The following is a 24,465-nucleotide window of genomic DNA, read 5'->3' as shown; positions in this document are numbered from 1 at the left end:
GATCCGCAGCGCTATATACCTATGATGATATAAGCGTCATCCATGTTTACCTGGCTTGCCCTCACCTTCTTATAAGATGAAATGAGCCAAGTTAACCCGAGCCGACAAGGCCTTGTGGTCTCAAGGTATATAGCAGTCACCTGCAAGCAAGCCGCCGATGCTTTTCAATCTTGGATATTCCCCTTGCATCCCGTCGCGGGATAAATCGCTAAATTAGCACAAACCCAATTAATTTAAGGCTTTCACGCGAGTTTCAAAACCTCGTTTTATCGACCGTTTTAAATCGGTCGCTAGGCAATATTGGACAAATTATCCAAGCTTGTTGAGGTAAAAATCAGCCAATGTCCAGCGCTAAATCCTGTTTAAATTTCGAACTGAGAGTTAGGTCACACGAAAAACTTTGATCTCGATCTACAAAAGCGTCAGTTACCTCTCAAGAGGTATACCCCTATAACCAGCAAGGTTTAGACTGAATCATATCCTTATGCGGTCAACACCCTAAATATCGCCAATATCCCGGGTGTCCAGCCGCCACAACAGGGTTAACCCATGACACAGGAATATCATGTTACCAGCCTGGTGGTTCACGCCTCACCAAGCGCAGTAACTCAAGTTACAGCGGATATCAACGCCCTCGCGGGCGCCGATATCCACGCCGTTACCGACGAGGGTAAGTTAGTCATTACTCTGGAAGGCGCCACCCAAGGTGCCATCCTCGATAACGTCGAAGCCATCAACGCCCTTAGCGGGGTGTTATCAAGCAGTCTTGTCTATCACCAAGTTGAACCATTAGAAGAAAAGAGTGAGGAAACACCATGAGCATTAGCCGTCGCGAGTTTCTAAAAGCCAACGCCGCAGTTGCCGCTGCGACCACGGTTGGTGTCACTCTGCCAGTGAAGATCGTTGAAGCCGCTGAGCAGAATGACAACATCAAGTGGGATAAAGCCCCCTGCCGTTTTTGCGGCGTGGGCTGTAGCGTATTGGTCGGCACCAATAACGGCAAAGTCGTTGCCACCAAGGGCGATCCAGAAAGTCCGGTCAACAAGGGCCTTAACTGTATTAAGGGCTACTTCCTATCCAAAATCATGTACGGTAAAGACCGTCTTACCACGCCGCTACTGCGCATGAAGAATGGCCAGTATGACAAAGAGGGTGAATTTACCCCGGTCAGCTGGGACAAAGCCCTGGATACCATGGCTGAAAAGTGGAAGCACACCCTGAAAACCAAGGGCCCTACCGCCGTCGGCATGTTCGGCTCAGGCCAGTGGACCGTTTGGGAAGGTTACGCCGCCTCTAAACTGCACAAAGCAGGCTTCCTCACCAACAACATAGATCCAAACGCCCGTCACTGTATGGCTTCGGCCGTAGGTGGCTTTATGCGTACCTTCGGTATCGACGAGCCTATGGGCTGTTACGATGACTTAGAAGCCGCCGATCAGTTTGTGCTCTGGGGCGCCAACATGGCCGAGATGCACCCAATCCTTTGGGCACGTTTATCGGATCGTCGCCTAAGTAGCCCTGATAGCCGCGTGCATGTGTTGTCGACCTTCGAGAACCGCAGTTTCGATCTCGCCGACAACCCTATGGTGTTCCGCCCTCAGTCTGATCTGGTGATCCTTAACTTCATCGCCAACTACATCATTCAAAACGGTGCGGTGAACAAAGAATTTGTCAGCAAGCACACTAAGTTTGCCCTGGGCACCACAGATATCGGTTATGGCCTGCGTCCTGATCATCCGCTTGAGAAGAAAGCCAAAAACCCAGGCAATGGCAAGTCTAGCGCCATCAGCTTCGACGAGTACGCTAAGTTCGTCAGCACCTATACCCTGGAATACGCCGCCAAGATGAGTGGCGTCGAGCCAGAAAAACTCGAGACCCTGGCCAAGGCCTACGCCGATCCTAAGGTGAAGGTCATGAGTCTGTGGACCATGGGTATCAACCAGCACGTACGTGGTGTTTGGGCCAACAACATGCTCTACAACCTCCACCTGCTGACCGGTAAGATCTCTACCCCAGGTAACAGCCCATTCTCGCTAACGGGTCAACCGTCAGCCTGTGGTACCGCCCGTGAAGTGGGTACCTTCGCGCACCGTCTACCTGCCGACATGGTTGTGGCCAATCCTAAGCACAGAGCCGTGACCGAGGAGCTATGGCAAGTACCAGAAGGCACAATTCCGCCTAAGCCTGGTTTCCACGCCGTACTGCAGAGCCGCATGCTCAAAGATGGCAAGCTCAACTGTTACTGGACCATGTGTACCAACAACATGCAGGCTGGCCCTAACATCAACGATGAGATCTACCCAGGTTTCCGTAACCCAGAAAACTTCATCGTGGTGTCAGATCCATACCCAACGGTCACCGCCATGGCTGCCGACCTGATTCTGCCGACCGCCATGTGGGTCGAGAAAGAAGGTGCCTATGGTAACGCCGAGCGCCGCACCCATATGTGGCACCAGCAGGTCAAGGCACCAGAAGGCGCCAAGTCTGACCTTTGGCAGCTAGTTGAGTTCTCTAAGCGCTTCAAGGTATCAGAAGTTTGGCCAGCAGAGCTGGTGGCCAAGAAGCCTGAATACGCCGACAAGACGCTCTATGATGTGCTGTTTGCCAACGGGGTGATCAACAAGTTCCCCACCTCAGACTGCAAGGGTGAGCTAAACGATGAGTCAGAAGCCTTCGGCTTCTACCTGCAAAAGGGTATCTTCGAAGAGTATGCCCAGTTCGGTCGCGGCCATGCCCACGACTTAGCCGACTTCGACACCTACCACGAGACCCGCGGCCTGCGCTGGCCTGTGGTCAATGGCAAAGAGACGCTACGCCGCTTCGTCGAAGGTAGCGACCCTTATGTCAAAGCCGGTGAAGGCTTTAACTTCTACGGTAAGCCAGACGGTAAGGCGGTGATCTTCGCCCTACCCTACGAGCCTGCCGCCGAAGAGCCGAACGAAGAATACGATCTCTGGATGTCGACGGGCCGCGTGCTCGAACATTGGCATACAGGGTCTATGACCGCCCGCGTTCCCGAGCTGTATCGCGCCTACCCAGATGCACAGATCTTCATGCATCCGGAAGACGCCAAGGCCCGTGGTCTACAACGTGGTGATGAAGTGGTCGTGGCCTCGCCTCGCGGTGAAGTCAAGACACGTGTTGAAACCAAAGGCCGGAACAAACCGCCACGAGGCGTGGTATTTATGCCATTCTTCGATGCGCGCCAACTGGTCAACAAGTTGTTACTGGACGCCACCGATCCTCTCTCGAAAGAGACAGATTTCAAGAAGTGTCCGGTAAAAGTGATGAAAGCCTAAAGCGGTTCAGTGAACCCTTTAATCGCTTGAGTTAAACATCAGATACGAAGAGCTAGATATGAGCCAGGTCAATCGCAATAGTAAAACTAAGGGGGTCAATCGCCGCCAGTTCTTAGCAACTACGGCTAAGGCAGGTTGCGCTATGGGTCTCTTAGGGCTAGGTGTCAGTGGGGTTGCCAAGCAATCCTCGCACCTGGCCCCTATGGCGGTTCGACCACCAGGCGCCTTGGATGAGCAAGATTTTCTGTCGGCCTGTGTACGCTGCGGACTCTGTGTTGAGGCCTGCCCCTACGACACCCTGAAACTGGCTCGCTGGTTTGAGGGTGCCCCCACGGGTACGCCTTACTTCACGGCCCGCAAAGTGCCCTGCGAGATGTGCGAAGATATCCCCTGTGTGAAAGCCTGCCCTTCGGGCTCGCTGAATCACGACTTGACCAATATCGAAGAGGCCAAGATGGGGATAGCGGTACTGATCGACGAGAAAAACTGTCTCAACTTCAAAGGGCTACGTTGTGACGTCTGTTACCGCGTCTGCCCCTTGATCGACAACGCCATCACGCTCGAACGGCAGCGTAACCACCGCAGCGACCACCACGCCATGTTTATCCCCACGGTCAACAGCGACACCTGTACCGGCTGTGGCAAGTGTGAACATGCCTGCGTGTTGGAAGAAGCGGCCATTAAGGTGCTGCCTGCTCATATTGCGCTCGGTAAAACCGCAACCCACGATACCTATATCAACACAGAAGAGACCACGCTGGAGATGTTGAATAAGGGGCTCACACTATGAAGAACGGCATGAGTAATACGAAGATGACAGCGCCAGGCGCGGCTCAGACACGTTTCGCTCAGGCGGCGATCGATGAACTAGGCTGGTGGCGTGCCCACAAGTTCCTGTTCCTGCGTCGTGCCAGTCAGCTGTGTGTGCTACTGACCTTTGCCATCGGCCCCTGGATGGGACTCTGGATACTCAAAGGTAATCTCTCTTCCAGCGAGTTGCTGGGGGCTGTGCCCCTGTCAGATCCCCTGGCCACCCTGCAGGTGCTGATGACGGGACACCTTCCCGAAACCGCGCTGCTTGTCGGTGCGCTCATCATCGCGCTGTTCTACCTGCTTGCGGGTGGACGGGTGTTCTGCAGCTGGGTCTGCCCGGTCAACCTGGTCACCGACGCTGCCAGCTGGCTAAGACGCAAACTGCGTCTGCCACGCACCGCCGAGATGCCCAGGAACCTGCGCTACTACCTGCTGGCCCTGGTGCTACTACTGCCCTTGGTCACAGGCATTACCGCATGGGAGTGGGTCAACCCAGTGCCTATCCTCTACCGCGCCCTGCTGTTTGGTGCCGGTAGTGGGCTGTGGATACTGGCGATGATCTTCTTGCTGGATCTCTTCATCAGTGAACGGGCTTGGTGTGGTCACCTGTGTCCCACCGGCGCCATGTTTGCCCTGCTGGGCAAGGCGAGCCCGGTTAAGGTGTCTGCGGTCAATGCCAAGGCATGCGACAACTGTATGGATTGTTTTGAGGTATGTCCCGAGCGGCAGGTGTTAAAGCCTGCTCTTAAAGGCGACAACCCCATGATAGTCGACAGTGATTGCACTCAGTGCGGCCGATGTATCGATGTTTGTGCCCAACGCGTTTTCCAGTATCAAAATCGAATTGCCCTAAAGGCGGAGAACAACCAATGAAAAAAGTACTCACTTTAGTCGCGCTGATGGCGCTAGGTGCCTGTTCCGGTCAGCAAAGCGACATTGCGGCCGAACCTGTGAATATCAGTTCACTCGGAAAAGGCGAGATCACCGCGGTACGTGCCGCTGACGAGATGCCGACCTATCCAAGTCGAGGTCAGTCAATCGAGCGTGGCTTCGTCCACCAGCCACCGCTGATCCCGCACAAGGCCGACTACCCAATCAGCATCAAGAAGAATGGCTGTATGACCTGTCACAGCCCAGAGAAAGCTAAGCGCATGAAGGCGACCGAAATTCACGCGTCGCACATTCTGCCAGACAGCAAGCTCAACTATGAGTATTTCAACTGTACTCAGTGTCACGTGCCACAGGCGGAAAACAAGCAGAAGTTGGTTGAGAATAATTTCTCGAATCAATAAAACTTGAAGTTCGGGTCTTGCAGACTTGAACGTTAGACGCTGAAAACACCAAAACCACCCAACAAAGGGTGGTTTTTTATTGCCTGGCCGCAACCTTGGCCTAGCTAGTTGTTAGCATCTAACCGTATTGCCGTTTGGCCTCGCGCTGAGAATCGCTGCTTCATGGCAATCTATCGCCTGCCTAGCGGGGATGGAGGCACATTGTAATTAATGTGCGAAAAACTCAGTGTAAGCAGTTAACGTCGCGGTCGTTGGCTAAGTGGATTTGAAGGTCGCACCTTCATGGCAATCTATCGCCTGCCCGACGGGGGATGTGTGACAACACCTCAAGGATTAATGTTCGCTATTTAGATTGGTATCACTGAGCGTCACTATCATTGGTTTAGTGGATTTGAAGGTCGCACCTTCGCTGTAACCTAACGCCTGCTCGGCGGGGGTTGTGCAAACACTATTTTGGCTCGCCGCAAGCACATCCATGTGGGCTCTGCGAAATCATCCATGATTTCGAAGGCCAAAATCGTGTTTACACTGAGTATCTAACGTCTCTTCGATTTGCCCTCATTGGGTGCCCATTGGTGAGAAACATTTGGCCACATTTGTATTTACAGGAGATTTGAAGGCCGCACCTTCGCTGCAACCTAACGCCTGCCCGACGGGGGATGTGTGACAACACCTCAAGGATTAATGTTCGCTATTTAGATTGGTATCACTGAGCGTCACTATCATTGGTTTAGTGGATTTGAAGGTCGCACCGTCGCTGTAACCTAACGCCTGCCCGGCGGGGGAATATGGAGACACATTGTAATTAGTGTCTGAGAAACTGAATATTAGCACTAAGCGTCATGGTCATTGGCTAAGTGGATTTGAAGGTCGCACCTTCGCTGTTACTTAACGCCTGCCCGGCGGGGGAATATGGAGACGCATTGTAATTAGTGTCTGAGAAACAGAATATTAGCGCTAAGCGTCATGGTCATTGGCTAAGTGGATTTGAAGGTCGCACCTTCATGGCAATCTATCACCTGCGGTGAGCTTATGTGCAGATACATCTGCTACACGCCGTAAATCCATCCTTGGAGGCTCGACGATGGCATCCCTGCCATCGACGTCCGCAGATGCATCTACACTCGGTATCTAACGTCTCTTCGATTTGGCCTCATTGAGTGCCATTGAGACAAGTTATTCTTTTTAAGAAAAAAACGTACAAAAATGTGACAGAACTTGTTGATTGCCTCCTGAGCAATAGCTTAATGTGTAACCAATCAAGGACAGAGCTGGGCCAAATCGAATCAAACATCGACCACGCCATTCAGGGAATGAAAAAGCCAATCTCCACACGCCAATCAACTCCCTTATAAAGTTAACTCTGACCCCATTTATTTACATGCTTGGTCTCCTACCTTACAAGGTAGCGTACCTTGCAAGGTCTCATTGATAAGTTGTTAAGCACACGAACAAGAAGAGGAAGAAAACATGGACTTTGATGCCTTAGCATATCCTGAGATTGTCTACATTGAAGGTGAAGAATACAAAGCTAATCGTGATATGGACAAAGGGACAGTAGATATTCCTTATACTGAAGAGCCTGATATCGGGATAGGAGATGTAATTAGTCTAAAATCTGGGAAACGAGAAATTGCTTTAAAGATTTTAGATTTATCATTTTCGGAGAACAGTTCGTTAAATATAGGAACAAATCATCCCCATATAGCTGCTTTAAAAGTCGAGAATACGACCGCAAAACCCCACACTCAAAATATTGCGCCTAGTACGATCAATATTGGAACTCTAAATGGTGAGCAAGTACAGGTGGGCAATGGAAATACTCAGACTGTAAATATTAGTATTCACAAATTGGTCGAAGAGGTTTCCAAAACTAATGATCCCGAGGCAAAAACTCTACTTAGAAAGCTACTTGAAAATAGTACTGTGGGTAGCCTGATTGGCGCGGGTGCATCGTCACTGTTGGGCCTTTTGTAGAGATATGCTTAGCAAGCGCGTGCAATCTGACCTCCGGCAGTTGACGCGGGCGTTAGCTGCTCATGCAACATGTGTGGAAATTTTAAATAAGGAGATATTTGATGGGATGGTTTTCTAGTGTTTGGGAAACAGTTAAATCAGTTGGTTCTGCTGTATCCAAAGTTGTAAAAAAAGTCTATGAAGTTTGCACTTCAGATAGTGCAGTGGATGCCTATGATCGTCTGGAGCGAGTGATTGACAAATATCATCAAGAAAAGCCAGCCCCAAAGCCTAGCGATAATGCTCCTGATTTTTTCGATAGCAAAAGTTCAACGGAAGTAGAGAACAAATTGAACGAGCAAAGTCGTCAATTGATTCAGCACGATTCTGAAATTAAAGAGTCAAAGCAAGTCATGGCTTTACAGGTTGAACTCTCTCGCCTAAGAGGGTCTGCTGATATAATCGATAGATCCATGAAAAATGTGAAGATTCATGCATCAAGTCTTTCGGTACACTATCAAAATATGCGAAATATCAATGGGCTAATTGATGACGTTAATGGACTGAGGCATGGATTGAAAGCGGTGATTAGTACTATTAATTACAACGCAAACCTCATGTCTTCTGATGGTAGTAAACCTAGAAAGATAGAAGGGGTAGATGTAGAAAAGCAAGCAGGATCAATTTCTCAGGTGGCGGCTTATGATGCATTTGATCGTACGCGAGAGCTGCTAAGAAATGAAGTTATTGAACTATCTGAACTTTCATCCAAACATTTAAACGATATTAAGAAGTTAAAGATTAACGCATCAACTCTTGGCGGTGAGCTTGGTGCTCAAATCATCGATTTTGTCGACCATCAGATTGTTCCTGTAGTCAAACAGGCTGAATCGGCAGGCCTCCTTCTTAAGTCTGAGGTAGCCAATTTACCAGCAGCTGTGAGAGAAGCAAACGGTTCTCTAGTTTTTGAAGATGGCAGTATCAAACTTGAAAAAGTCAGTAGCTAACAAGCGCTTCAAGAGGAATTCGTAAACGCGTGCCGAACTCGCTTTGCTCAAACATGGCACACGTTTACTCACCCCTTATGCGGGCGTTAGCACATAAAAACATTAACCTAAAGCTCACATATATAGCTCTAAAGTTCTAACTCATTTTTGTCCAAAAAGGTCTTAGCTTTTAGAAGATGATGGCTGCCAAGTGCGGCTGAATCGAAGAGATGGATAACTCCGTGTATGCGCGCTTTTGGCCCTCGGCGGCATGGCAGCTCTTTGACATCCATGTCATCGCTGCATTTGTGAATCCATTCACATCAGATGCCGCCGCGGAGCGTATAGGGACATATCCACAGCGTGCCAAAAGAGTGCATGCACATTCCCCGCCGGACAGGCGATTGATAAACCATGAAGCTATGGTTTAAAGCCCTCCCGACCAAGTACCCTAGTCAGGTAGATGTTTCAATAACTACTTACAGCCTCACTGAAACATAGGCCTCTCTAGGCAAACGCAACTTCAATACGATCGGATATCAAATACGGCCAAATCGAAGAAACGGATAACTCGGTGTAGGTACGGCTGTGACCTTCCGTGACAGGGATGTCACGGCAGAGCCTACAGGGAACGTACTTGCGGCGCGTCACAGCAGTACCTGCACGAAAGGCCTGCTGCCAAGCAATTCAAGACAATGAAGCATTGGCCTTCAGCAGGCAAAATTCAATTCCAAAAGGCCTTGGCCAACAAATCCAAAATATTACCCAATTTGTTATTCGACAAATCCCCTCCCCCTCTGGTTTAACGCCCCCTTTTAGGTGTAGAATTCTCTCTTTCGTCAACGCTAGCCATACTCGAGCAACATAGAGCCAGATAATGCCTAACGCCTTGTTTTATTTGATGCCACAAGCAGCTTCTGCCGCAACCGATGTTGCCAAGGCAGAGCGAGAGAATGTCTATCTGTTTGCCTGTCGGCTCGCCGAGCAGGCATATCGCGATCAACAACTGGTCTATATCCACTGTAATGATCAACAGCAGGCCTATGAGATTGACGAAATATTATGGCAATTTGAACCCACAGCATTTGTGCCCCACAACCTCAAAGGTGAAGGGCCAACGGGTGGTGCGCCAGTAGAGATAGGCTTTGATAAACTGGGCCCCAATAAAAATCGTCATCTTCTGATTAATCTTGCAGACCAAGCGCCGCAATTTGCGGTAAACTTTGGCCAGATTATCGACTTCGTTGCCAACGATGCTGCTATGAAAGCGACCGCGCGCGATCGCTATCGCCAGTATCGCGAGTTAGGGATCCCCCTAACGACCCAACAACCAATTAATTAGTTTGAGAAGCACACGCTCCTATGGAAAAGACATACAACCCACAGTCAATCGAACAGGCTCTGTACCAGAACTGGGAAGAGAAAGGTTACTTTAAGCCGCACGGCGATGAGTCGAAGGGCAATTACTGCATCATGATCCCGCCGCCAAACGTGACTGGTAGCCTGCACATGGGTCATGCCTTCCAAGACACCATCATGGATACCCTGACCCGTTACCATCGCATGAAGGGTAAGAATACCCTGTGGCAAGTGGGTACCGACCACGCGGGTATCGCCACTCAGATGTTGGTGGAGCGCAAAGTCGAAGCCGAAGAGGGCAAGAGCCGTCACGACCTGGGCCGTGAGACCTTTATCGACCGTATCTGGGATTGGAAAAACCAATCTGGTGGCACCATCACCAAGCAGCTGCGTCGCCTGGGCGCCTCGGTCGATTGGGATCGTGAGCGTTTCACCATGGACGAAGGCATGTCTGCCGCGGTGCAAGAGGTGTTTGTGCGTCTGTACAACGACGAACTCATCTACCGTGGTAAGCGCCTGGTTAACTGGGATCCTAAGCTACACACAGCCATCTCAGATCTCGAAGTCGAAAACAAAGAGAAGCAGGGCAGCATGTGGCATTTCCGCTACCCGCTGGCCGATGGCGCGCTGACCGCCGACGGTAAAGACTACCTAGAAGTCGCTACCACGCGTCCAGAAACCATGCTGGGTGACAGCGCGGTTGCCGTACATCCTGACGACGAGCGTTATCAGTCACTGATCGGCAAGTTTATCCTGCTGCCTATCGTTAACCGCCGCATCCCTATCGTGGCCGACGACTATGTGGATATGGAGTTTGGTACCGGCTGCGTGAAGATCACCCCGGCGCACGACTTCAACGACTATGAGGTAGGTAAGCGCCACAACCTGCCTATGTTCAACATCTTAACGATTGATGCGGCGATTCGCTCAACGGCTGAAGTGGTTAACACCGACGGCACCGCCAACAACGAGTTAGATAACAGCCTGCCAGAGCGCTTTGCCGGCATGGACCGTTTTAAGGCGCGCACTGCTATCGTCGAAGAGTTCGAGTCACTCGGCCTGCTGGGCAAGATTGACCCACACGCCCTCAAGGTGCCTTACGGCGACCGCTCTGGCGTAGTGATCGAGCCGCTACTGACCGACCAATGGTATGTGGCCGTAGCGCCTATGGCCAAGACGGCTATCGAAGCGGTTGAGAACGGCGACATCAAGTTTGTACCGCAGCAGTATGAAAACATGTACTTCTCTTGGATGCGCGACATTCAAGACTGGTGTATCTCGCGTCAGCTGTGGTGGGGTCATCGTATCCCAGCCTGGTACGACGAAGCTGGTAAGGTGTATGTGGGCCGCGACGAAGCCGAAGTTCGCGCCAAGCATAACCTCGACGATTCAGTGGTGCTACGCCAAGACCCAGACGTATTGGATACCTGGTTCAGCTCAGCGCTGTGGACCTTTTCAACCCTAGGCTGGCCAGACGATACCGAGGCACTTAAGACCTTCCACCCAACCGATGTGTTGGTGACAGGTTTCGACATCATCTTCTTCTGGGTGGCGCGCATGATCATGATGACCATGCACTTCATCAAGGATGAAGACGGCAAGCCGCAGGTGCCGTTCAAGACAGTGTATGTGACCGGTCTTATCCGTGACGAGCAGGGCAACAAGATGTCCAAGTCTAAGGGTAACGTACTGGATCCGCTGGATATGATCGACGGTATCGATCTCGAAGCCTTAGTTGAGAAGCGCACCGGCAACATGATGCAGCCACAGCTGGCCGCTAAGATCGAGAAGAGCACCCGTAAAGAGTTTAGCGATGGCATCGAGGCCCACGGCACCGACGCCCTGCGTTTCACCCTGGCAGCCATGGCCTCTACCGGCCGTGACATCAACTGGGACATGAAGCGTCTGGACGGTTACCGCAGCTTCTGTAACAAGATCTGGAACGCGTCGCGCTATGTGTTGATGAACACAGAAGAGCAAGATTGTGGCCATCAGTCTCCAAACGGAAAAGCTGACGGCGAAATGCAGCTGTCACTGGCGGATCGCTGGATCGTCGGCCTGTTTAACCAAACGGTTAAGACCTTTGACGAGCACATGGAAAACTACCGTTTCGACCTGGCGGCCAATACCCTGTACGAGTTCACCTGGAACCAGTTCTGTGACTGGTATCTGGAGCTGACCAAACCTGTACTGCAAAACGGCACCGAGGCCGAGCAGCGCGGTACCCGTCACACCCTAGTGACGGTACTGGAAGCCATGCAACGTCTGCTGCATCCTATGATGCCATACCTGACAGAGACCATCTGGCAGCGCGTTAAGCCGCTGGCGGGCGTCGAGGGTGATACCTTGATGCTGGCCGAGTTCCCTGAATATCAGGCGGACAAGGTGGATGAAACCGCCATGGCGGATCTGGAATGGGTTAAGCAGGTGATCGTTGCCGTGCGTAACATCCGCGCCGAGCTGAACATAGCCCCAAGCAAGCCGCTTAATGCCCTGCTACGCAGCGTGAGCGCGCAAGACAAGGCACGCGTCGAAGCTAACCAGACCTTCTTTGCGACTCTGGCCAAACTTGAAAGCATGACGATTCTGGCGGACGGTGACACAGCGCCTATGTCGACCACTCAGTTGGTTGGCGAGATGGAGCTGTTGATCCCTATGGCTGGCCTTATCGATGTGGCCGCCGAGATGGCGCGTATCGACAAGCAACTTGAAAAGCTTGCCGGTGAAGCTAAGCGCATCGAAGGCAAGCTCAATAACCAGGGCTTCGTGGCCAAGGCGCCAGAAGCGGTTATCGAGAAGGAGCGCGCCAAGCTGGCCGAGTTCCAACGCGATATGGACAAGCTCAGCGAGCAGAAGACCGAGCTGGCTAAGCTCGAAGGCTAAGCTCAAAGGCTAAGCTCAAAGGCTAAGCTGAAAGGCTAACCCGGTTTGAGATACTAAAAAGGCAGTCAGTTGACTGCCTTTTTTCTTGTCTGCTGTTTTTCACTTAAACCTGGCGTAACCTCTTAATAGCCGACTACACCTTATAGTGGGCGATATCCGCCTCCATAGATTCTGCCAGTCTGGCCAGATCTTCGGTAGCATCACTGCTCTGTCTGGCGCCCTCGGCGGTCTGATCTGAGATCTCGCTGATATTGGTGATGTTGATATTGATCTCCTCGGTCACCGAGCTCTGCTCCTCTGAGGCGGTCGCTATCTGGGCGTTGAGGGCATTGATCTCCTCTATGCTATTTAAGATCTGCTGCAGGGCGCCGCGCACCAGCAGAGACTTATCCACACTGAGTTTGACCTGCTCGGTACCGCTTTGCATCATCTGCATCGAACCACGCGCCCCCTGTTGCAGACGCTGGATCATCTTCTGAATCTCCTCGGTCGAGTCCTGGGTACGTTTGGCCAAGGAGCGCACCTCATCGGCGACCACGGCAAAGCCTCTGCCCTGCTCGCCCGCCCGCGCTGCCTCAATCGCGGCGTTAAGTGCCAGCAGGTTGGTCTGCTCAGAAATCCCCTGGATCACATCGACTACGCTACCAATCTCATCCGAATGCTGCGCGAGTAGCGTCATCGCCTCACTGGCGCTAGTCAGTTCCTGAGACAGGGCTTCGATAACGGCGATACTCTCATCCACCACCCCCTGGGCGCCATGGGCGGCCTCGTTGGCTTCATGGGAGGCAGTGGCAGCCGATGCGGCGCTCTGAGCCACTTCGCGCACTGTGGCGGTAAATTCATGGATGGCGGTAGCGATCAGCTGGGTCTGCTGTTGTTGATCCAGCACATTTCGCTGCGTCTGGGTTGAGACCACGGCATTCTCTTCAGCCGCGCTGGCCAGGCGCGAGGTGGAGGCATGAGTATTGGTCACCGCCTGCTGGAAATCGCTTGCGATGCGGTTCACATGTTCGGCAATATGGGCAAACTCATCTTGTCCGCCCAACTGGATCCGCTTGGTCAAATCCCCGGCAGCAATATCCACCGCCGTCTCTTCCAGTTGCACCACGGATTGGCTGACCCTGCGTATGATAAATACCGAGCTGGCAGTAATGGTCAACATGGCGACACCTGAGAAGATAGCCACCAGCCAGATATAGAGAGAAACGGTTTCCTCAGAGTCCTGGTAACTGGCTTTAGCTTCGGCTATCTGCAAATCCAGGAAAGCCTGAGCCTGGGCCGTGATGTCCTTAAACAGCGGGTTGATATTTTCCAGCAAGAGTTGATTAGAACGCTGGTAATCGCCCTGGCTTAGCGCCTCGATTGCGGGGTTAAAGCCTTCTTGAGTGACCTTATCGAGCAGTGAGACTAAACGATTCACCTGAGTACGCTCATCACTATCGAGATCCGACGCTAAGATCTGGTTATCTATAATGTCATGCAGCAACTTAATCGATTCGCGGCTCGACTCCACATGAAAGCTCAGTGGGTGATTGTGCATATCTGCAAAGGCGTTATCGGGAGCATGCTGAAACCCGAGGAGCAGACCACTGCGGGCCATCTCCAATTCATGCAAAATCTTTCCGGCCCTGATGCTGTGTTGCATCCCCTGACCATAAAGCTCACCAATCGACGCCCCCGCATCTAACATGCCGGTAATGCCTTTGTACCCAAGAAACACAAAGGCAAAGATGATTAAAAAGACATTCAGTTTTAACTGAAAACGAACCGACTTAATACGATCCATCATTCCTACTCCCTGTTGAGACATCAACTTCCCCTAAGACCTTTGCCATCGCGCATTTTGACTTACCCGCAAAGCTTGTATAACGCCGACTCTGCCAGCTTGTTCAAAGCCTAAATAATTTAGAACTTAAGCCATATAAAGCATTAGCCATTTAAAACATAAATCATTTAAAACAAAGGTATTTCACGCAGCGCAATCTATAGTACTTTTACTTATAGCATTAAAGTAACAGTACTGTGACATACCCAATAAGTAATAGATCACATTTAGCCAAAGTTTTTGGAAATCACCTCAATGACGGTGCACTTCGCCCTGCAAACTGAGTTAAAAGGTCAGGGTCAAAGCTTCTCTTGGGCATAGCTGAAAATTAATGGTTAGCTCGCAGTGAGGCGAAAGGGCTTAGCAGTGAGACGCTCATCGAGGTGGTGCCTGACAAGCCGGCCCTGGTCGACGAGGCACAGTAGAAGGCTAGCGTCAAAAAAACAAAGACGTCAAAATATCGACTTAACCATTGTTTTTATTGAATAATTCTTAATTTTGATTTGATTTCAGCAGCAAATGCTATCAGAATGTCACAAATTGAAAATGAGGGTTAACAATGAAACCATGGATACTCGCTATCGCCTTAGGGTTATCGGCCTGCGGCGGTTCAGAGGATAGCAATACGGATGCGGGCAACGGAGGCGTGGTGACGCCACCACTGGCACAGGCGCCGAGTATTGACCTGGGGTCAGATCAGCAAATCTGGAATCATGAAACCCTCTCACTTACCGCGAACGTTACCCTATTTAATCCGGGCAGCGCGACCTACCAATGGCAGCAAACCCAAGGCCCAGAGATCACACTAACCGGTCTTAACAGCGATACCCTCACCCTGGATGCCAGTGACCTGATGCAGGATGAGGAGATAATGGTCTCCCTGACGGTGACAGATGCTGCAGGCCTGAGTAGCCAAGATAGTCTCACTCTTAAGCTGAAAGACAAGATCAGCGCCGCCAGTCAGAGCGGTGATGCCGATCTCATCAAAGATCTTGAGCCTAAGGTGATCGCCCGCGGCCTCAAGCTGATCCAAGACTATCGCAGCGCCCACAAGCACTTTTTAAGCACCATCTATCAGGCTGACAGAGTCAGCTATGATTCGGGCCAACACTCGCAGATGATTCAGATGCCGCTGGCCAGTAAAGGCTTTCCCATTAACCAGAGTTTCGAGCTGATAAGGGGCAATCAGGGACGCCTATTTGCGGCGGCCAGCGACCTCAATGGCCAGCGTAACGCCGCCTTCGGTACAGATATCATCTCCAGCATGCAAGGCGGCAATAACTTGAGCTTTGAGCCCAGCATGATGCGACTGCTGGCCTGGTTAACCGGTGAGAAGCAAGAGACTGTCGCCGCCAGCAAGCAGGTGCGTCTATTCCTCATCAGCGACTGGAGTAAGAGTCGCATCACCACCTGGCTCGCCAGTCACTATCCCAACTGGCAGGTGAGCCGCTGTGAGGTCGCCAGCGAATTGGCGAGCTGCCTGGGCGAGGCCGAACTGGTGATCACAGGCTCTATCGAATCCTTTGATGAAACCCTGGTGTCGGCGAGACTCGACGCCCTGCAAGAGGCCAAGACACCGCTTTTGTATCTGCACATGCACAGCTGGAACAGTGTGCCGCTGACTCAAACCGTACTCGGCGCCATGGGGTTTGCCATGCAGGGACCTGGTGGTCCGGGCAATTTCTATAGTCCAGACAAGGCGGACTGGAGCGATTACCTCGCCATGCAAGCCGCCAAACCGTCGCTGACCCAGGAAGCCCTCTGGCTCGAACTGCTGGAAAGCGAAACCCCAAGCTTTAACCTGGCCAGCTGCGCGGACACTTGCGATCCTCTCTTTAGCGAGACCTATCGCACAGCCCTTAGCCATATCCAAAACAGTATCAAACGTCTGGACACAGAGAAGACGGCTATCTTCGACACCTCTGAGTATCAGCTGTACAAGTATCTGATTTTACTCGGCGATCGTTACCGTAGCGAGATAACATACCCCATGGACGTCTCCACTACCGCGCCGATGAGCTACCTTAAGGCCCTCTTTGCCGACAGTAGCGTTTACAATACCCGTCACCTCAATCCTGTGCCACAGGATCTGGGTAATTTCAGCCGCACCGACTTCTCCCATATTAGTCCGGTAGATAAAACGGTTTCCCTGACCAGCAAGGCGCCGTTTCGCGCCGCGGGCGTCTACGCCTTACCGGGACAGACCTTTAAGGTAAAGCGCACAGACACCAATGCGGTAGAAACCAAGATCTTTATCAATACTCAACGTTCAGGTTATACTCACGAATATGCCAGCAATGGCTATAACCGCCCCAAGTATCTGCAGTCGCCAGCCATAGCGATAAAGCCGGGAGAAACCCTCACCCTTACCTCCCCCTATGGTGGCCCAGTGCAAATAAGGTTTAGCGACAATGATCAGATAGTCGAATTCAGCTTTAGCCAGGTCGGCCTGCACCCCTTCTGGCGCGACGGCATGGATGAGCAGAGTTTCCTACAAGCCTTGACCAAGGGCGACTATGATTGGGCCGAACTGGCCACAGCGCATTTTGAGGTGCATTCACGACTCAATAAGATGCAAGAGACCATGAGCAAGGAGCCCATGTGGGACACGCCGCTGAAGATGAGCCTGGCCATCGGCAGCTATGTGCACAACTATCCCCACCTATTAGCTGGCTTTAAGGGCCCGGGTATCGACAGCGTCGACGAAATTGTTAACTTTGCGGCGACTAAGGGGTGGCAGCTCAATCAGTTAGATATGGTTAAACATATGAATGCCGACCAACCTACCTGTGGTTCGGGCTGCTCGGGTAACCCCTACGATGCTTCTTGGTCATTTAGCCCTACGGGCCATGGCGATATCCACGAGCTTGGCCATGGACTGGAGCGAAAACGCCTGAGATTCGATGGCCACGAAGGGCACGCCTCCACCAACCCTTACTCCTATTACACTAAGTCACGGGCCTATATTGAGACAGGTAAGCTTCCCCAATGCCAGGGCCTGTCGATTCAGGATGAGTTTGAAGTATTACAGGCCAGTCAGCGCCAGGCCGATCCCTTCGCCTATATGCAGGCGGCCAACCTCACCAGCTGGTCGAGCGGCATGGCGACCATGTTGCAAACTATGATTGCCGCCCAGAAACAGGGGGCGCTGCAAAATGGTTGGCATCTGCTGGCCAGACTGCACATATTGCTGCGGGAGTTTGAGCGCGCTCAGGCCGATGAGACCAGCTGGCTGGCCAAGCGTGACCAACTGGGCTTTAGCCATTTCGACCTGGCCGCGGCCAAGGAGCTGAGTAACAACGACTTTCTGATGATCGCCATGAGCTTCTCCACCGGGCTCGACTATCGCGACTTCTACCAGATGTGGGGACTGGCGACCTCAGAGGCCGCCAAGACCCAGGTCGCCAGCTTCGCCTATCCTGCCGTGCCTAAGGCTATCTATGTCTATGCGCCGGGAGATTACTGTTATGGCCTAGATCTACAAGCCGTTGCCGTCGATGGCGAACAGGCCTGGCCGCTATAGTTTGGATCAATTTGGTCAGTTGCTTTCCCCTTGACGACAGGAAAACCGTTGTTGTCACCCCCTTTTTGGCGAGCCGGAGTGCTCGCTTTTTTTTACCTGCTCATCACACCAGTGTCACTCAATGTGAATGGTTTTGGTCTTTAAGGTCATTTTTAGGTAAAGTGTGCTGTCAAATGTGCAGTGCTCGCCTCGATAGCGAGTGCTTATCATACCAATCACAGTAAATAGGGGTTCAGAAATAGCGTAACAAATACGTTTAATAACAAGGGTTAATTTTTCGATAAGTCGTTATTCTACAGTCGAAAATAGTAACGCGGTTACCAAACGTGTTAACAAGCTAGGATGTTCGGCGATTTACTAGCATAGGTATCACTAACCAACACTAGATGTTGCAGATGAAGCAGCACAACAAAACGATAAAAATTGAGGAAGGGTATGAGCGACGCCAATGATGCTTACGCAGAAAACGATCTGCGCGAAGTCAAGCAGCTGGGAATGTGGGCCTCCATTGCCAGTTTAAGTTACATTTTCTGGATCGTCGGCGGCATGGAGCTGGTCGAACGTATCGCCTACTATGGTGTGAAAGCCAGTGCCGGTCTTTATGCCAAAGCGCCTGTGTCTGAAGGCGGACTGGGGATCAGTCTGCATGACTATGGTGTCATCATCTCTATCTGGGCCTTGATGCAAACCTTTATCCCAGTGTTTACCGGCGGGATCTCAGACCGTGTTGGTTACAAGGAAACCATCTTCGCCTCGACCGTGATTAAGATCGCTGGTTATCTGGTCATGGCCTTCTTCCCTACCTTCTGGGGCTTCCTCTTCGGCGCAATGCTACTGGCCGGCGGCACGGGGATATTTAAACCCGGGATCCAGGGTACACTAGTCCTCTCGACAGGACGCCAAAATACCTCAATGGCCTGGGGCATCTTCTATCAGGTGGTGAATATCGGTGGTTTCCTCGGCCCACTGGTGGCGGTTCATATGCGCCAGCTCTCCTGGGACAACGTCTTCTATGCCTGCGCCGCCATCATCTCGCTCAACTTCCTCTTCCTACTGGCCTACAAGGAGCCAGGCAAAGAGGAGCGCATGGAGCGCAACCGTCAGATAAAAAGTGGCGAGATCACCCAGCAAGCCCTGTGGAAAGACGCCCTACATGAGCTGAAAAAGCCGGTTGTGATCTACTATATGCTGGTATTTGCTGGCTTCTGGTTCCTGTTTAACGCACTGTTTGACGTGCTACCAATTCATATTGCCGAGTGGGTCGATACCAGTGTGATCGTTACCAGCCTGTTTGGCAGTGAGGGCACCTCAAACGGCGTATTACAGTTCTGGCTGGGCCTGGATAACTCGGGCACTAAGGTGATGCCTGAGGGCATGCTGAACCTTAACGCAGGTATGATCATGACCAGCTGCTTCCTGGTGGCGGCGCTTACTGCGAAATACCGTATTACTACCGCCATGCTGGCAGGCTGTTTGCTCAGCATTATCGCCTTCGTTCTTATCGGTGCCACCAACGCCGCCTGGATGATCGTCCTGGCCATTGCCATGTTCTCCTTCGGCGAGATGATGATCAGCCCTAAGAAGAACGAGTTTATGGGTAACATCGCCCCTAAGGGCAAGAAGGCTATGTATCTGGGCTTCGTGATGCTGCCTCAAGGGATAGGCTGGGGACTGGAAGGCTATTTTGGCCCTAAACTCTATGAGATGTACGCATCGAAAGAGATCTTCTCTCGTGAGCTGCTTCTTGAGCGCGGCATGAGCGCCAGCGATGTCGCCGCCATTCCACAAGGGGAAGCCTTCACCACCTTGGTCAGCTTCACCGGCGAATCGGCACAAGCGCTTACAACCCTGCTGTATAACGCCCATAACATAGGCATGGCCTGGTATATCATTGCTGCCATCGGCACCATCTCAGCGGTAGGGATCTTTATCTACGGCAAATGGCTGCTGAACTTACAGCGCGCCCAAGCCTAACGCAGTTAAGGGAGCCTATGGCTCCCTTTTTATTTGTGTCTCGACTGCTTTTTTCCCAAAGCCCTGCTGTAACAAGGCGTAGCGCTTGGCTTCATCGGCCGGCATGGCTTTGGCGTATAACCAACCTTGCACTGTCTCGACCCCCACTGACGCCACGAAGCGCTCTTCAGCCTTAGTCTCAACCCCTTCGGCAACTAAATTAAAGCCCAAACTTCTGCACAACATACAGGTGTGACGGTATAAGACCTGCCCTTTGTGATGTTTGATATTGTCCAAAATAGAGCGATCCAACTTTACGCCCTCTATGGTGATCTTACTCAGCAGGCTAATACTGGAAAAGCCGGTACCAAAATCATCGAGCACGAAAGAGAATCCATATTGGCGCAGATAGGCCATACTGGCCTCTACAGCATCGAGATCGGCCACAAACATAGACTCGAGCACCTCAATATCCACCCGTTCGGCCATATCGCCCAGCTGCTCGATCAGCATCGCCTGAATATCCGGGCTTAACACGCTATTTGGGTTTAAGTTGATACTGACCCTGGGATAGAAACCTTGATGAGCCCATCGCTGCATATCGTCACGCAGCCGCTTAATCACAAAACTGTCGATTAAGTTGAAATAACCAGCCTGATCGAAGGCGGGAATAAAATAGGGGCCCACCACCTTACCCTGCTCGTTTCGCAGCCTAAGTAGCGCTTCATAGCCAACAACATGCCTGTTACTCAGGCTGAGCTTAGGTTGGTAGTAGAGCAGCAACTCACCGTTGAGCACCTCTTTAATGGTCTTTTCCAGGTTAAGGTTGGCCGCCAGCTCCTCCGATTGCTGCCGCGCATAGTTTCGCTCGCTCATCTGGTCGATATCGTGCTGCAGTTGTACCCGCTTAATCAGGTCTCGCTCAAACCCTTTATTGCTCACCAAGAGGCTATATCGCCTGACGAAAGGCAGATAGATAAACACCCCGGCGCATACTAAAAGCAGCTGCACTAAAGGTAGCGCCAGACTGCCCCCAGCCACATAACCATTGAGAAATATCGGTGTGACCCAGGCAAAGCCATTGCCAGTAAAACTTATCCAGCCAGCGTTGATCAGCAAGACCCCTATCAGGGTATTAAACAGGGGCAGCAACACGAAAGGCAGCATCAACCTGGGGTTAAAGATGATTGGCAAGCCATAGATCAAAATTTCATTGATGTTAAACAGCGCAAATGGCAAGGCAAGCTTAGCCACATTGACGGCATTGCGATCTTTAGAGGCAATAAATAAGGCGATCAACAAAGAATGAGTGGCCCCACTGCCACCTAAGAGCACAAACAGATCGGTAAATTGCGACAGCGTCAGATTGGGGGCTACCGACTGCAGCCCATTGTCCACACCGAGCACCAACATATAGGCGATATCACCATGAACACCGAAACACCAAAGAACATGGGTTGCAAGCACACGAACAAATAGCTGAAACACAGTACCACTGGCGGCCAGTGAGTCGGCCAGCGAGCTAAACACCTGCCCCATTAATTCACTGACCAGGTAGGTGCCACTGGTAATAATGACAAAGCAAAGAATTAAGGGAATAAACAGATTGAGGTGCAACTTGAGGTAGCTGCTTAAACTCGTGCTCTGTAACAGATTAAGCGCCTTAATGCCCATCAGGTAACGTAGCAGATAGGCCACCAAAATCGGCGTAATAATGGCTCTGGCATCGCCAAATAGAAAATCGAACCCTTGGTTCGTCTCCCAAATAACGCTCCCATGAATATGCAAGGCGATTTGAGTACCGATAGAAAGTGATGCCACCACCACGGCCGACACGTGCAGATATTTGGCAAAATGAAATGAAAGCGACAGCAGCGCCATTAAGGGAAAAAAGCTAAACAGAAGATGACCGAACTGACTCAGCCACACATAGGCATCACTGGTTTGCCAGCCTGGCTGCCACACATCCACCAAAGCCAGCACCAGCGCCAGTAATGAGTTCACAAAGATAAAAGGCAAGAGTGCAATAAAAGACTCTTTTATCGCTATTAAAAACAGGCTGGAGGAGGTTTCTTTGACCGCCAATGTGGATGCTCTACTTTGGCCTAACAGGTCTATTTAACTTAGACCAAGATAGGGAAAACAGACAATTAGCCAGTCCAATAGCGCCCCTTGGGCAAAAAAGCCGGGCACAAAAAGGGGGAACCTAAATCAGGTTCCCCAAGATTACGACTTTCTCAGTGGGCAGTTAGCAGGGGTATGCCCACTTAGCGAGAATTATTATTGTAGGCTCTAGTGAGCGCCTCCGGCGTGAACTTTATCAACACCATATGTCTTGCCTTCGGCGTGACAGGTTGCACAAGACTCGATAGGCAGGTCAGCAGTTGTATCTGGCTTACCCTGTACAGTCGCACCGTTGCTCTCGAAGTGAGCGAGTGCAGAGGCACTGTAGTGACATGAGCGACAAGTTTCAGCTACTGGAGAGATAAACTCTGTCGCAGAGACTTGCACTGAGCGCTTACCAGAAGTCAAACCACCGTCAGCCGCGAAGAACTTCGCCCCATCTTTGTGACAAGCTTCACAGTCTGTCGCAAGGGCTGGGTAACCTACTGTTTCCAGGTTCTTGTCTAGGTAGATGCCACCACCGTAAGTACCTGTGTGGAAACGGTGAGCCGCGGTCATCAGATCTTTGTGCGAGAAGGTTACACCTTCGATTGGCGCAGTGATTGGGTTACCGCTTTCGTCAACTTCACCTGTTTGGTACTTAGCTTGTGGGTAGTAAGTACCATTGTTTCTGTTGTTGTGACAATCCATACACTGGGTAAACTCGCTCACACCATGGTGTCCTTCCTTGGCATGAGTCAGGTTGCCATGGCAGCTATTACACTTAGCTTCAGATACAGTGACACGCGCAGGGTCACTCATACGAGCCTCAGCAGCAGCAACAGTTGGATCATCCAAGTTGAAGTACTTAACCGGTGACACTAAAGACACTTTAGAAGGTCGATTAACGTCAGCACACTTAACAGCCTCACCATCGGCCGCACAAACCAGCATATCCCCAGTCACATAGATTGAACCTGTCAGACGTTCAGATGGGAAATTCGCTGTAGTGGTCAGTATACCGCCAGTCATCGCCACACCTTTAACAGACATGCCTAATCCCGTAATTGGGTTTTGATTACCATCAATATTACCAATTAACAGTTTGCCAGCCATGGCAATATATGGATCTAGCATTGAACCATCTGCAGGCGCTGCACCATTGATAGTCACCTTAGTGGTTACTGTCAATGCACTGGTACCGTCAAGGTTGTCAGTCACAGTTACGTCTTGGAAATCAAATACAACCTGTTCCTGTTCAATGGCTCTGTTACCTACCTTATGTACCTTTTGTGGACTCAGATTACCAATGTGACAGTTCATACATTGTGAATCATCAGCCTGTGGCAACTGGAACTCAGAGTGGCCTTCACCAGTTTCAAAGTTCACAGTGAGGTGACAACCTACACAAGCTTCTGCATAAATATTGTCGTTCCACTGAGTGCCATTGTCGTGACAGGTAGTACACTCATTGAGTTCGCCAGGGAAGTGAACATCACCAAACTCTTCTAACGCTTCACCTTTAACCCAACCATAAGGCGCTACATGACCAGCAACGTGAATGGTATGGATCATTGCATTCCAATTAGCATTGAAGCCCTTTTCAGGATCATACTGGTCTGAGGCATAAGCTGGGTTATGACACGCAACACAGTTTTCCACTTTCTGGTAGTTGTGGTGAGCACCGATGTTAGCAATGCGTTGATCGCCTTCACCATAGCCCATTAACTCACTGTGACACTGGATACAGGCTGCATTGGATACTGAATCTTTCTCCGAGACGGCCAACTCACCCGTTGCAGGAATAAAGTCGAGCGGGGTAGAAAGCAATTTATCGGATATCGATGCGCCAGTAGCATCGGTCACGTTATAGGTACGCACCATGACGCGGAACAGGCTGTTAGGATCGCCATCGGCAACCACGACAGGCGCATTGCCATCATGTTCCCATGTACCAGTATAAGTACCAGGATTTTCAGCATCTTCTACCAAGGTACAAGCATCAACTTCGGCGCCGCCACGTGCTGTCGCCTTACCCGTCGGCGTACAGTACATGCTAGAGCCAAACTCGTTGACCAAGGCATTATTTGACCAGAGCATAGGAGCACCAGTATCGGTGGAGTTAGCGATCTGGTTCGTCACATACAGAGCAACCTTGTCCAGACCGGTAAACGGAACATCATCTCCTTTAGCATTTTTACCTGTCGCGGTGAACTTAATAGAGAAGTCATCAGCTCCTACTACTACGATGTCGGCAGGTTCTAGAGTTAGTTTGAAGTCTGCGGCAGTGGCTACAGCATCAACGGTCGATCCCGCTGGTGCACCAGGTACACCTGGAGTACCAGGAACGCCTGGTTCACCAGGGGCTCCATCTTTACCGTCATCACCATCACTACACGCGCTCACACCAATGGCACAGAAGAGTGCCATGGCTAATAAGGTAATTTTATTTTTTTTCATCGCCATATCCCTT

Annotated in this window: 14 protein-coding genes; 11 read left to right on the top strand and 3 right to left on the bottom strand. The window is 51.2% G+C overall.

The annotated features are described in order from the left end of the window. Nucleotides 1-549: 549 nt before the first annotated feature. The 9 genes from L2712_RS02060 to L2712_RS02020 all read left to right on the top strand — a co-directional run bounded on the left by L2712_RS02060 (nt 550) and on the right by L2712_RS02020 (nt 12,588). Nucleotides 550-819, top strand: coding sequence for a chaperone NapD (locus tag L2712_RS02060; protein WP_033540625.1), 270 nt, complete (start codon nt 550-552; stop codon nt 817-819). Further along, complete coding sequence (napA, locus tag L2712_RS02055; protein ID WP_248976748.1) at nt 816-3,299, top strand: nitrate reductase catalytic subunit NapA; 2,484 nt, start codon at nt 816-818, stop codon at nt 3,297-3,299. Before L2712_RS02060 ends, napA begins: the two co-directional genes overlap by 4 nt. A 58-nt stretch (nt 3,300-3,357) precedes the next feature. Next, on the top strand, nt 3,358-4,089 hold the full coding sequence (gene napG / locus L2712_RS02050; protein ID WP_248976747.1) for a ferredoxin-type protein NapG: 732 nt from the start codon (nt 3,358-3,360) through the stop codon (nt 4,087-4,089). An 8-nt stretch (nt 4,090-4,097) separates the two neighbouring features. Further along, complete coding sequence (napH, locus tag L2712_RS02045; RefSeq protein WP_248976746.1) at nt 4,098-4,985, top strand: quinol dehydrogenase ferredoxin subunit NapH; 888 nt, start codon at nt 4,098-4,100, stop codon at nt 4,983-4,985. Next, complete coding sequence (locus L2712_RS02040) at nt 4,982-5,404, top strand: nitrate reductase cytochrome c-type subunit (protein WP_033540628.1); 423 nt, start codon at nt 4,982-4,984, stop codon at nt 5,402-5,404. The genes napH and L2712_RS02040 overlap by 4 nt, the downstream gene beginning before the upstream one ends. A 1,470-nt stretch (nt 5,405-6,874) precedes the next feature. Next, complete coding sequence (locus L2712_RS02035) at nt 6,875-7,381, top strand: hypothetical protein (protein WP_248976745.1); 507 nt, start codon at nt 6,875-6,877, stop codon at nt 7,379-7,381. A 101-nt stretch (nt 7,382-7,482) separates the two neighbouring features. Then, the gene (locus L2712_RS02030) at nt 7,483-8,367 is read left to right on the top strand and encodes a hypothetical protein (protein ID WP_248976744.1); all 885 of its coding nucleotides are present in this window, start codon (nt 7,483-7,485) and stop codon (nt 8,365-8,367) included. A gap of 856 nt (nt 8,368-9,223) precedes the next feature. Next, nucleotides 9,224-9,688 carry a DNA polymerase III subunit chi gene (locus tag L2712_RS02025; RefSeq protein WP_248976743.1) on the top strand — a complete coding sequence of 155 codons (465 nt, stop codon included), beginning with the start codon at nt 9,224-9,226 and terminating at the stop codon, nt 9,686-9,688. Between the two features lie 20 nt (nt 9,689-9,708). Beyond that, nucleotides 9,709-12,588 carry a valine--tRNA ligase gene (locus tag L2712_RS02020; protein ID WP_248976742.1) on the top strand — a complete coding sequence of 960 codons (2,880 nt, stop codon included), beginning with the start codon at nt 9,709-9,711 and terminating at the stop codon, nt 12,586-12,588. Between the two features lie 133 nt (nt 12,589-12,721). Here the strand turns inward: L2712_RS02020 and L2712_RS02015 are convergent, their stop codons facing one another. Beyond that, nucleotides 12,722-14,377 (bottom strand): methyl-accepting chemotaxis protein, encoded by a 1,656-nt coding sequence (locus L2712_RS02015; protein WP_248976741.1) that lies wholly within the window; start codon nt 14,375-14,377, stop codon nt 12,722-12,724. Between the two features lie 595 nt (nt 14,378-14,972). Between L2712_RS02015 and L2712_RS02010 the strand changes: the two genes are divergently transcribed. Further along, nucleotides 14,973-17,936 (top strand): ImpA family metalloprotease, encoded by a 2,964-nt coding sequence (locus L2712_RS02010; protein WP_248976740.1) that lies wholly within the window; start codon nt 14,973-14,975, stop codon nt 17,934-17,936. Nucleotides 17,937-18,371: 435 nt separating this feature from the next. Next, nucleotides 18,372-19,910: an MFS transporter gene (locus L2712_RS02005; protein ID WP_248976739.1), complete on the top strand. Its 1,539-nt coding sequence runs from the start codon at nt 18,372-18,374 to the stop codon at nt 19,908-19,910. Nucleotides 19,911-19,925: 15 nt separating this feature from the next. Here the strand turns inward: L2712_RS02005 and L2712_RS02000 are convergent, their stop codons facing one another. Then, nucleotides 19,926-21,974, bottom strand: coding sequence for an EAL domain-containing protein (locus L2712_RS02000; RefSeq protein ID WP_248976738.1), 2,049 nt, complete (start codon nt 21,972-21,974; stop codon nt 19,926-19,928). Between the two features lie 207 nt (nt 21,975-22,181). Then, a complete protein-coding gene (locus L2712_RS01995) occupies nt 22,182-24,452 on the bottom strand; it encodes an OmcA/MtrC family decaheme c-type cytochrome (RefSeq protein WP_248976737.1) in 2,271 nt (756 codons plus the stop codon). Between the last annotated feature and the right edge of the window lie 13 nt (nt 24,453-24,465).

It is taken from the genome of Shewanella marisflavi, from assembly GCF_023283925.1.
Classification (GTDB): domain Bacteria; phylum Pseudomonadota; class Gammaproteobacteria; order Enterobacterales; family Shewanellaceae; genus Shewanella; species Shewanella marisflavi.
The sequence above is the reverse complement of the archived record's forward strand: the minus strand, read 5'-3'. Positions and strand labels throughout refer to the sequence as shown.

Excerpts from the sequence above, each read along its gene's own strand:
- L2712_RS02060 (WP_033540625.1), top strand. The coding sequence starts at position 550 with ATGACACAGGAATATCATGTTACCAGCCTGGTGGTTCACGCCTCACCA.
- napA (WP_248976748.1), top strand. The coding sequence starts at position 816 with ATGAGCATTAGCCGTCGCGAGTTTCTAAAAGCCAACGCCGCAGTTGCC.
- napG (WP_248976747.1), top strand. The coding sequence starts at position 3,358 with ATGAGCCAGGTCAATCGCAATAGTAAAACTAAGGGGGTCAATCGCCGC.
- napH (WP_248976746.1), top strand. The coding sequence starts at position 4,098 with ATGAGTAATACGAAGATGACAGCGCCAGGCGCGGCTCAGACACGTTTC.
- L2712_RS02040 (WP_033540628.1), top strand. The coding sequence starts at position 4,982 with ATGAAAAAAGTACTCACTTTAGTCGCGCTGATGGCGCTAGGTGCCTGT.
- L2712_RS02035 (WP_248976745.1), top strand. The coding sequence starts at position 6,875 with ATGGACTTTGATGCCTTAGCATATCCTGAGATTGTCTACATTGAAGGT.
- L2712_RS02030 (WP_248976744.1), top strand. The coding sequence starts at position 7,483 with ATGGGATGGTTTTCTAGTGTTTGGGAAACAGTTAAATCAGTTGGTTCT.
- L2712_RS02025 (WP_248976743.1), top strand. The coding sequence starts at position 9,224 with ATGCCTAACGCCTTGTTTTATTTGATGCCACAAGCAGCTTCTGCCGCA.
- L2712_RS02020 (WP_248976742.1), top strand. The coding sequence starts at position 9,709 with ATGGAAAAGACATACAACCCACAGTCAATCGAACAGGCTCTGTACCAG.
- L2712_RS02015 (WP_248976741.1), bottom strand. The coding sequence starts at position 14,377 with ATGATGGATCGTATTAAGTCGGTTCGTTTTCAGTTAAAACTGAATGTC.
- L2712_RS02010 (WP_248976740.1), top strand. The coding sequence starts at position 14,973 with ATGAAACCATGGATACTCGCTATCGCCTTAGGGTTATCGGCCTGCGGC.
- L2712_RS02005 (WP_248976739.1), top strand. The coding sequence starts at position 18,372 with ATGAGCGACGCCAATGATGCTTACGCAGAAAACGATCTGCGCGAAGTC.
- L2712_RS01995 (WP_248976737.1), bottom strand. The coding sequence starts at position 24,452 with ATGAAAAAAAATAAAATTACCTTATTAGCCATGGCACTCTTCTGTGCC.